The sequence below is a fragment of the Candidatus Methylomirabilota bacterium genome (assembly GCA_003104975.1).
Taxonomy (GTDB): domain Bacteria; phylum Methylomirabilota; class Methylomirabilia; order Methylomirabilales; family Methylomirabilaceae; genus Methylomirabilis.
In genome coordinates this window covers 110,988-121,081 of sequence record PQAM01000006.1, presented here as the reverse complement: position 1 = coordinate 121,081, position 10,094 = coordinate 110,988, and the positions used below count along the sequence as shown (strand labels likewise).

General features: G+C 61.0%; 7 protein-coding genes and 1 pseudogene. 4 read left to right on the top strand and 4 right to left on the bottom strand.

From position 1 onward, the window contains the following. Positions 1 to 18 precede the first annotated feature (18 nt). The 4 genes and pseudogenes from C3F12_03155 to C3F12_03140 all read left to right on the top strand — a co-directional run bounded on the left by C3F12_03155 (position 19) and on the right by C3F12_03140 (position 6,292). Positions 19 to 1,725, top strand: a complete 1,707-nt coding sequence (locus C3F12_03155) for a hypothetical protein (protein ID PWB47957.1) — start codon at positions 19 to 21, stop codon at positions 1,723 to 1,725. A gap of 191 nt (positions 1,726 to 1,916) precedes the next feature. Next, positions 1,917 to 2,276, top strand: a pseudogene (locus C3F12_03150) (hypothetical protein). 31 nt (positions 2,277 to 2,307) lie between these two features. Further along, positions 2,308 to 5,637, top strand: coding sequence for a hypothetical protein (locus C3F12_03145; GenBank protein PWB47956.1), 3,330 nt, complete (start codon positions 2,308 to 2,310; stop codon positions 5,635 to 5,637). 133 nt (positions 5,638 to 5,770) lie between these two features. Continuing rightward, positions 5,771 to 6,292 carry a hypothetical protein gene (locus C3F12_03140; protein PWB47955.1) on the top strand — a complete coding sequence of 174 codons (522 nt, stop codon included), beginning with the start codon at positions 5,771 to 5,773 and terminating at the stop codon, positions 6,290 to 6,292. Between the two features lie 99 nt (positions 6,293 to 6,391). Here C3F12_03140 and C3F12_03135 read toward each other — a convergent pair whose 3' ends face one another. From C3F12_03135 to C3F12_03120, 4 genes are all read right to left on the bottom strand, one after another. Next, positions 6,392 to 7,615: a hypothetical protein gene (locus tag C3F12_03135; GenBank protein ID PWB47954.1), complete on the bottom strand. Its 1,224-nt coding sequence runs from the start codon at positions 7,613 to 7,615 to the stop codon at positions 6,392 to 6,394. 394 nt (positions 7,616 to 8,009) lie between these two features. Continuing rightward, a complete protein-coding gene (thiO, locus tag C3F12_03130; protein ID PWB47953.1) occupies positions 8,010 to 9,125 on the bottom strand; it encodes a glycine oxidase ThiO in 1,116 nt (371 codons plus the stop codon). Between the two features lie 68 nt (positions 9,126 to 9,193). Further along, the gene (locus C3F12_03125; protein PWB47952.1) at positions 9,194 to 9,511 is read right to left on the bottom strand and encodes a hypothetical protein; all 318 of its coding nucleotides are present in this window, start codon (positions 9,509 to 9,511) and stop codon (positions 9,194 to 9,196) included. A 12-nt stretch (positions 9,512 to 9,523) separates the two neighbouring features. Then, complete coding sequence (locus C3F12_03120) at positions 9,524 to 10,090, bottom strand: cytochrome oxidase subunit III (protein PWB47951.1); 567 nt, start codon at positions 10,088 to 10,090, stop codon at positions 9,524 to 9,526. Positions 10,091 to 10,094: the final 4 nt, after the last annotated feature.

Genomic DNA, 10,094 nt, shown 5'->3' with positions numbered 1-10,094 from the left:
ACTGTTTTATCCATTGACATGCGTACACTGCGGTTGAAATCGCTTACGCTCCTTTTGGCACTCCAGGCGATGCTGGGCCTTGCGGTCTCCGCGCAGGCGCAGGTGGCGTCGGTCAGCTATCTCTACGACGACCTGGGGCGTCTGATGCGCGTTGTCAATGAAAACAACGAGTGTGCGACGTACGAGTACGATGCGGTGGGCAACATCCTGTCGATCAAGCGCAGCACGAACTGCCTGAGCGCCCCCACCATCGCGAGCATCGTTCCGAACAGTGCCCAGGCAGGCGATACGGCCTGCATTGCGATCACCGGGACCAACTTCCTTGGGGCGTCGGTGACCACCGACAACCCCGAGGTCCACATCAACGGCGTGCGGGTCTCGGACACGCAGATCGATGCGTGCCTCGCCGTTTCGTTCCTGTCGCCGATTGGGGCCGCCAGGCTCACGGTCAGCACGCCGGGCGGCGCGGCCGAGGGGAGCTTCACGATCACGCCCGCCCCTCCGACGATCACCGGGATCGATCCGTCTTCAGGCCCGCCCACCCGCCTGATCACCATCTCCGGGACGGCCTTCAGCCCGACCGCCTCGCAGAACGACGTCCGCTTTAACGGTGTCAGCGCCCCTGTCTTCAGCGCCACAGTGTTCAGTATCAACGCAGCCGTCCCCGCAACGGTCTCCCCTGGTCCTGCGCCGGTCACGGTCACCGTCGGCGGCCGTGTCTCCAACGCCTTCTCGTTCACGGTCACAACCCCTACAGGACCGCCACCGGTGATTACGTCGGTCACGCCGAACAAAGGCTCTGTCGAGGGGGGAAGTGTCGTGACCATCAGCGGGTCCGGTTTTGCCGCCGGCGGCAAGGTGTTGATTGACGGCAGAGAGGTGTGGACGTACTCTACCATCGACTCCACGGCAATCAGGGTCACCACCCCTCCCGGGACGGAAGGGCCTGCCGACGTCTGGGTGAGCAATCCGAACGGTGATGCCCTCCTCCCCGGCGGCTTCACGTACGTGAGCGGTCCGCCGCTGCGGGTGGCGGCGGTCAACCCCATGCTTGGTTTCTCCGGCGTCCCGACCAATGTCTCTGTCGGCGTGCTGTTCTCGATCCCTATCGACCCGACAACGTTGAATGCATCCTCTTTCGCTCTGACGCGCTGCGGGACCACCGAGCAGGTCGCGGGGAGCTTTGCCTTCGATTTCAACAACGCCGCGGCGATCTTCGCGCCGTCGGCCCCGCTTGCACCCAGTACCTGCTTTACCCTGTCGCTCACCCAGGCGATTCAAGGTGCCCAAGGGGTTCCACTTGACGCCCCCCTGAGTGGCTCCTTCACCACGGCCGGATCGCCGGACACCATCTCCCCCAACGTAAATGTGAATCCCCCCAATGGCGCGACCGGCGTCCCGCGGAACAGTTCTATCGTCTTCGCCTTCTCTGAGCCGATCAATCCGGTTACGGTCAATCCGGTTACGGTCAATTCGACTACGCTGCGGGTCTCCAATAACGGGGAGCCAGTGACCGGGAGCATCACCGTGGGACAGGACAACCGGGTCGTGACCTTCAGACCGGCGGCGCTCTTGCAGGCTAACTCGAGCGTGGAGATCGTCCTCTCACGCAAGGTGACAGACTTGGCCGGGAACCCCATCGTCGGAAGCGGAGGACCGGGGACGGATTTCCTCAGCACCTTCTTTGTGGGCGCCGGGGCCGATCTCTTCCCCCCCCACGGCTGATCGCTGTGAACCCGCCTGATGGCGCCTTTGGGGTTCACGTCAGCAGCAGCGTGTCCGTCACCTTGAATAAGGCGATCGATCCGGCGTCCATCACCACCGAGAATTTCAGGCTGTCGGCGGCCGACACCAACCTGGCGGGCACGATTTCTCTGTCGGGAGGCAATACGATTGCCACCTTTAACCCGGATGCGCTGCTCCCGCCGACGACGCAGATCACGGTGCATGTGGACCAGACCGTACGCGACCTGAGCGGGAACGGTCTGATCGAATCGTTCACCAGCACCTTCACCACCGGCAGTACCCTCGACAACGTCCGCCCCTTCGTCGTGAGCGTCAACCCCGTCGCCAACCAGACGGCCGTCCCCGTCAACACCGAGATCACCATCGTCTTCTCCGAGCCGATGGATCCCACGACATTGCACGCCACCACCACCCCGGTACAGTTTTACACCTGCATCTGGAACGTTTTCTGCCCGGGCTACCAGCCCGTGGTAGGGGCCTACAGCCTCTCGGCCGACGGCCTCACCCTTACGCTGACTCCGGCTGCCCCCCCTGGTCCCCAACAGCTCGCACCGGATCCAGGTGAGCACCGGCGCCAAGGACCTGGCCGGCAACCCCTTGCTCAGCGCCTTCTCCTCGACCTTTACCACCGAGGCAAGCCTCGACCTGACGCCGCCCACCGTGGTGGGGATCAGCCCCCCCGACGGCGGGACCGAGCTTCCCACGAACGGACAAGCCTGCGTGCAGTTCTCCGAGGCGCTCGATCCGACCACCGTCACGGCCGAGAGCGTGGTAGTCACCGGCGGCGGAGTGCTGCTCGAGCTGGAGCGTCGCTTAAGCCTCATGAACCGGGTCCTCTGCGTGCGCCCAGCCAACCTCTTCCCCTTCGCGGCCAGCACCACCTACGTGCTCACGCTCACCCCCGAGCTGACCGATGCGGCTGGCAATCGCCTCCCGGCCCCGGTCGAGAGCTTCTTTACGACCAGCACCACCGCCGATACGGCTCCCCCGATCGTCACCGCCATCAGTCCCATGAGCGGGGCCACCGGGGTCGCGGCCGACACGGCGGTTACGCTGAGCTTTAACGAGCCGATCGAGCCAGCCACGGTGCACCTGGCCTCGTTCACGCTGCGCGACTGGACCACGAGTCGGGTGGTGGCCGGCAGCTACCAGGTCTCCGCCGACCGGCGCCAGGCGAGCGTGATCCCCGCCGAGCCGCTGTGGGCCCAGCACACCTACCAGGTAGAGCTGAGCACCGGGGCGGCATTGACCGACCTAGCCGGCAACGCCGCCGCGCGGCAGACCTTCTCCTTTACGACAGGGGCAGCGCCTGGGACCGACCTCACCACCCTGCCGACCGGGGCGAGCGTGACGGTCAATCCCCCGAGCCTCTTCGCCGACGGACAGAGCAGCGCTCAAGTCACGCTCAGCAACGTCAATCGCAACGGGACGCTGGTCCCCAACGGCACCCGCCTCGGGGTGACGGTCGTTTCCACCACCTTCGCCGACTCGGCGGGCGGGACGCTATCGGGTGGGGTGCCGAGCGCCGCCGATCCGGCCTTCCAGGTGGTGACCACGCTCGACGGCGGAGCGACGCTCACCTACCGCTCCCTCGACCTGAGCGACCTGCCGCCCGGCAGCAGTCGCACCGCCACGGTGCAGGTGGTCTCGCTCGATACAGCGGATCGGCCCGTGCGCCTGATCGGCTCGGCATCGGTTACGCTGTTCCGCAGTGCCAGTGCGACGGTTACCTCGAATCCGACTTGGATACGGCCTGATAATAGCTGTTTTGCCGACGTGACCGTCACCATCGTGGACAATGACGGCAATCCGGTTCCTGTCGGAACGAGGTTTGCGGTTACCGCCGATCCGGTCTTTGCAGTCGGCAGCGCCGGCGGGACGATGAGTGGGTCGGAATGCAGCGCGAGTTCGATCAATCCTCGGTTTCTGCTGTGTGACATCGCATATGGAGGAACGTTAACCGTACAGTATGCACCTCCGACGCTCTCGTTACTCTCCGGCGAGACCCGCACCGCCACCATTCAAGCCGCTGCCGTAAACACGGACGAAGAGATCACCGGAGTCTTGGGGGCAAGAAGCCTGTCCTTGCGGAATGACGGCCTCTGCACCCCGCAGCCAGTCCTGGGCGTTGCCGGCGTCAGCCCAGCGTCGGGTGAGACTGGGGTCGGGCTCAACGCGCCGGTTGTGGCTAAGTTCAGCCAGCCGCTGGATCCGGCCAGCGTGACCAGCGCCAATTTCTACGTCCAACGGACCTCTCCAAATTGCTGTCAGACGATTCCGGGCACGCTTGTCATGGGCAACAGCCCCAAGGGAGCAAATACAGTCGTCACCTTCATCCCGACAAACCCGCTGGCCCCAAAAGCGGGTTACGCCATTACGGTGACGACAGGAATCCGTAGCGCAGAAGGGAATCCGTTGGCAAACAGCTTCTACTCCTCCTTTACCACCGGCCTTGAAAGCGATAGCACAGCACCCGCTGTTGTGCAGATCAGTCCCCGCGAAGGGAAGACGGACGTATCCTTGAATACCGTCATGCAGGTGGAGTTCTCCGAGCCGATGAGACCCGCCTCGCTCACGGCAGAAAGCTTCCGTGTGGAGGTGGGCGCTGTGCCGATCGGCGGGCAGGTGAGTGTGGGCAATGGAGCGCAAGGACCGAATACGCTGGCCACCTTCAGGCCTGACGGACCGCTGGCTCCCAATACGGCGTTTACGATCCGGCTGATGACGGCGGTCACGGACACCGCAGGGAATCCGCTGGAGGCAGAGTTTACCAGTACCTTCGGGACGGCTACCGCGGGGGATCTTGGCCGTCCCAAAGTGGTAAGTGTTGATCCCGCCAGTGGCTCCTTGAATGTGTTGTTCACGGCAGCCGTTTCTGTGAGGTTCAGCGAGCCTGTCAGTCCTATTACGGTGAATGCGTCGACCTTCTTTGTCTCCGACAGCTTAACAGGTCTCCGCCTGGCTGGCGGTATCGCTTTCTCAGAGGGCGATACCGTGGCGACGATCACCTTCGACAATCCGCTGTTTACAGGGAGAGGCTACACGGTGCGTGTCACGCAGGAGGTTCGGGACGTAGCATCAAATCGGCTGCTGAATGCCTTCAGTTCTTATTTCAGCGTTCCCATGGCCTCGGGGACGGGGTCGCTCCCGACGAGCGCCACTGTTCTGATCAACCCGCCCATCCTTTTTGCCGATGGGAGGCTGCCGACCACCGTCACCGTCAGCAACATCAACAGGAATGGAACGTTGGTAGCAAACGGCGCGTTGGTGGCGGTGACGGCCGAGCCGGCGTTTTCCACCTACTCAGCGGGGGGTCTGATCAGCGGGTCCAGCGTTGGGCCGAGCCCTGACGGCCGCTTCCTGCTGTTCGAAACCGTCGGGGCAAGTATAAATCTCTTTTACACCCCCCAAGACCTCACAGGTCTTGCTCGAGGACAATCTCGCACGGCGGTCATTCAAATCGCTTCGGTGGACGCCGGCGGCAGGCCTGTTAATCTTGTCGGTCAAGGGAGTGTGACCCTCGTGGGGATCGATAGCGCGACGGTGGTTGCCAACCCGGCATCTCTGCCCGCCAATGGCACGAGTACGTCAACCATCACGGTGACGGTGAACGATCGAGAGGGCAATCTTGTTCCCGATGGAACTCCTGTGGGGCTGACGGTGGCCCCGATCTATAGCGTAACAACGGCGGGTGGAATGATCATTGACGGCACCACAAGCACCGCCGATCCCCGTGTCCAGCTCTTTACCACGGCAGACGGCCGATTTACGGCGACATATCGCCCCCCCACCTCTCGCGGCTCAGGAACAGCGGTGATCCAGGTGTTAACGGTCGATCTTCTTGAGCGACCGACCAGCCTTGCGACGACGGCCAATATCAGCTTGCAGTAAGCATGTGGGCTGTTTGTGCTCATGCCACTCCTCTTAGGTGACCGGCTCAAGCAAGACACAATAGCCTGGTTGTCTGGAATCCCACCGTCTGTTAAGATGAGGTTAATTTCAACCCCAGAAATGGATACTCACGATGCGCGCGAGCGCCTTTTGGAAAACAGTGACGATAGACCGGACCGATTGTCTTGAGCGGGTGATCGGTCTTCTCACGGATCACGACATCCGATATTGCGTGGTCGGTGGGCAGGCTGTCAACGCGTATGCGGAGCCTCTGGTTAGCCTCGATCTTGATCTGGCGATCGTGGCGGAGCAGCTCTCGAATGTTGAGGTGCCCTTATGCCGGGAGTTTCAGGTCGAGCGATTTGCGCATAGCCTCAATGTGTCTGATCCAGGTTCCGATCTGCGTATCCGGATTCAGACGGATGCCAGATATGCTGCGTTCGTAGACCGAACTGCCATCCGCGAGGTGTTAGGGTACCGCCTGCCGGTCGCCTGCTTAGAAGATGTGATCCAGGGAAAAGTGTGGGCGGTCACAGACGCTGCACGCCGCCCGAGCAAGCGCCAAAAGGATCTCGCCGATATCGCGCGACTTCTCGAAGCTTATCCATTCCTGCGTGATCAGGTATCTGCCGACGTGCTTAGCAAACTGGTGTAACGGAACAAGCCCGACGTACTCCCTCACCTCAGTCCTCTCCCTCATATCTGGAGGAGAGGGGATCGTGGATTCGGGGGGAAGCGGTGGCAGTAGGGGGATCTACGAAAGTATAGTCCCCAACGGGATCGCCCATAATTTCTCACCGAGTCTCACCGCCTGTTCGCCGTTATAGGCGAGAATCCCGGCCACGCATTGCGGTGTTGCCGCAATAAAGGCCCTGAGGCCGGAGAGGTCCTTGTCATCCCAACGGGTTGCCCCCTTGACCTCGATAGCGAGGCATCGTGTGCCTGCCTCGACAATGAAGTCAACCTCGTACCTTCCCTGAATGCTCCAGAAACAGAGACTTGCCTCGGGCCACTTTGTAGCCATGATCGCCGAAAGATTCTGCGCCACATATGTTTCGAGCATAGGCCCCCTGAGAATCTCTTGAAGATCTCGATCGGGACCTTTGATCCCTGCCAGATAACAGGCAAGGCCCGAGTCGCACATATAGACTTTCGAAGACCTGATGAGCCTTGACGCCGGGTTTCTGAGATAGGGAGGAATGCGGTGTACAACAAAAGATGCCTCCAATAAAGCCAGGTATCTCGATGTCGTTGCTACGTTCAGCTTTGCATCTCTCCCGAGTTGACTGATGCTCAAGAGCTGGGCGGACCGCAATGCGGTGAGGTGTAGCAGATGTCTGAACGAGACGATGTGTCCGATCTGGCTCAAGTCTCTGAGGTCCCTCTCAAGGTATGTCTGCTCGTACCCCTTAAACCAGAGGTCCTTGTTCCTTACCTCCCCAAGACATACGGAGGGCATGCCCCCCGTAAGAACATCCTCCGAACTTACCGGCGTTACTGTGACAGAGCTCGGAATCTCCTGTGTATGAAAGAAGTCATAGATAAAAGGGGCTATCGAAATCTCCCCCGTAATTTCCCTACGGGAAAAGGGGTGCAGGGTGAAATAAATCGCCCTCCCGGCGAGTGTTTCAGAGATCCCTTTGAGCATTGCGAAATTTGCAGAACCGGACAGTAAGAACTGCCCTGGCCTTCGGCGGCTATCTACGACCTTCTTGATCGCCGTCAATATCTCGGGACACTTCTGCGCTTCATCAATGGTCACCGGTTGGTCATTCGGTACAAACCTTTCAGGGTCTTCTCTTGCGGCCGCGAAGTATGCAAAATCATCGAAGTTGATATATCGCCGCCCCTTGAGACCGGACTCCATCTTCAAAAGGGTGCTCTTACCAGTTTGTCGTAAGCCGGTAACCACCACAACGGGCATATCCTGTAGGGCTTCCTTAATGGCTTGCGTAATCTCGCGGCGTCTATATATCATAGTGTTTCACAGTATAGTGGCATTATGACACGCCGTCAAGAGATGGTCTTGTACGGCCGGGTGTCCCATAAGACGCTCTTCCTGAGATACCGGGTCGCTCCATGATGCAGTTCCTTCTCCAACGCTGTTGCTATTGAAGCTTGCATAAGTAAGGCGCGGAGTTGATGTCTCATTTCCGTTCGTGGTGAGCCAGTCGAACCATGAACGGAACGGCCTTCGACAAGCTCAGGCTGAACGGATAGGTGTCTGGTTCGCTTTCCATTACTTATGCAAGGATCAATAAGGGGAGCGCGCGAAGAGGGGATGGTTCGGGACAAATCGTTTCTGGCAACGACCCAAGGCGGATCACTGTGTGTGGAGCCGGCGAGAGCTGAAGGACTGTTGGCCGGTGCGATTACCGGCCAAAGCGATCGGGGGAGAAGGCCTGGAGGGGAAAGGCCGGCTCTTTACCCAGGATCAGATCGGCAAGCAGTTCCCCCGTGAGCGGTCCCAGCAGGATCCCCGTCCGGTAGTGGCCGGTCGCCACGTACAGATTCAGGATATCCGCAAAGCGGCCGATGGCCGGCAGGCCATCGGGCAGCCGGGGTCGCAGTCCCGCCCAGACCCGATCGAAGGGCGCGGCCATGAGCGTGGGCGCCATTGCCCCGGCGGCCGCAACCAGCCCCGCGACACCTGCCAGGGTGGGGGTCGAGGCGTATCCTGCCTGCTCCACGGTGGTTCCGATTAAGACCTCGCCGTTCAGTCGTGGTACCAAATAGCCCAACGGACCCCAGACCAGGTGGGTAAGCGGCGGGCGATCGAATCGAGTGCGAACGATCTGGCCGCGCACCGGCTCCGTCGGCAGCCGGTGGCCGATGCGATCCAGCAGATGCCCGGACCACGCCCCGGCGCTGACCACGACGGTGTCCGCGAGGATCGTCTTCCCGCCGACGTTCACACCCCGTACCCGGTCGTCGCTGAGAACGAAATCGACCGCCTCGACCTGCTCGAGAATCTCGGCGCCGCCGGCTTGTGCTGCGGCCGCCAGCGACGAGACGACGGTGCAGGGCCGTACATGCGCCTCGTCGGGAAAGAAGAGCGCGCCGCCGATCTCGGGACTCAGGATCGGCTCCAGGGCGCGTACTTCACGTCCGGACAACTCCTCGACGCGGAGGCCGGCCGCCCGCTGCCACGCGGCTCGCCCTTTGGCGGCCTCATGTTCGGCCGGATCGACAAGGTACAGCAGTCCCCACCGACAATACTCGATGTCCTCCCCAGTCGCGTCTCGAAGCTCATCGGCCAGTGTCCGATAGCGATTTCGTGCGGCAAGGGAGAGGTCGAACAATGGTCCGGGTCCCTCCGCCTCGCCCTGGGGCACCAGCATACCCGCCGATGCTCGCGACGCCTCGCGGCCAAGCCTGCCACGCTCAACCAGGACGACACGTTTCACGTGAGCGCGGGTCAGGGCGTAGGCGCAGGCTACGCCGATAATCCCGCCTCCTATAATAACGACATCCGCGCCTTTAGCCATGGTTCTGCCCAATGCTCCTTACGATACAGGGAATGAGAGATATCATGATGCTACGCCGGACGAGAGACTCAATGACGATAGACGATATCCGGAAACAGGACCAATATCATGGCCACCACCAACAATACCGGCACGATCGCCAGGGCGTAGATCAGCCAATTCTCAGATTTCAGGTGCATGTAGTTCAATGCGACCAGGACGGCCTTGACGGACGCAATGACAAAGATCAGGCCGACGATGACTGAGCTGTCCAGCGGCAGTAAGGTTGCCATCACCCCGGCCAGCATCAAAACGATCAGCCAGATCCAGATTGTAATATAGTTCGGATGGACCCGTTCAGCCGTCATCTGAGGTGTCCTGTACACTCTTCCGCCCGCCGCCCGCATCTACGTCTCATATTAGTACGAAAGATAGAGGAGTGGGAAGAGAAAGATCCAGACGATGTCGACAAAGTGCCAGTAGAGTCCCGCAATCTCGATGCGATAGCCGGTGCTCAGCCCCTTGCCGGCTGCCAGCCATACGATCTCGTTGACAATAAGCCCGGCAACGACATGCAAGGCGTGCAGGCCGGTCAACAGGTAATAAAAGGACCAGAAGGCTCCGCTCCAGGGGACCAGACCCTCTCCAATATGGGAAACATACTCGTAGGCCTTGATCCCGAGGAATGCGAGTCCAAGCAGGATGGTGAGTAAGAGAAATTTTCGTACCCCGCGCTGATCCGCCGTTTGATAGGCCGCAAAGGCCATTGCCATCGTCATGCTGCTGGTCAGCAGGACAAAGGTGTTGATCGTAGCCAGGACGGCGCTCAGGTGTGCGGCCTCTCCAGTCCATCCCGGGCCGGCCGCCCTGGCCAGGATATAACTGCCGACGGCGCCTCCAAAGATCATCACCTCGGAGGCGATCAACCACCAGACCGCGATCTTGCCGCGACGAGCGGGCTGGTCGGAGGCCAGTGCCATGCGCATCGAT

What these genes read in the sequence shown, in the direction of transcription:
- C3F12_03120 (PWB47951.1), bottom strand. Translation starts at nt 10,090, where the DNA reads ATGCGCATGGCACTGGCCTCCGACCAGCCCGCTCGTCGCGGCAAGATC.
- C3F12_03140 (PWB47955.1), top strand. Translation starts at nt 5,771, where the DNA reads ATGCGCGCGAGCGCCTTTTGGAAAACAGTGACGATAGACCGGACCGAT.
- C3F12_03155 (PWB47957.1), top strand. Translation starts at nt 19, where the DNA reads ATGCGTACACTGCGGTTGAAATCGCTTACGCTCCTTTTGGCACTCCAG.
- thiO (PWB47953.1), bottom strand. Translation starts at nt 9,125, where the DNA reads ATGGCTAAAGGCGCGGATGTCGTTATTATAGGAGGCGGGATTATCGGC.
- C3F12_03125 (PWB47952.1), bottom strand. Translation starts at nt 9,511, where the DNA reads ATGCGGGCGGCGGGCGGAAGAGTGTACAGGACACCTCAGATGACGGCT.
- C3F12_03135 (PWB47954.1), bottom strand. Translation starts at nt 7,615, where the DNA reads ATGATATATAGACGCCGCGAGATTACGCAAGCCATTAAGGAAGCCCTA.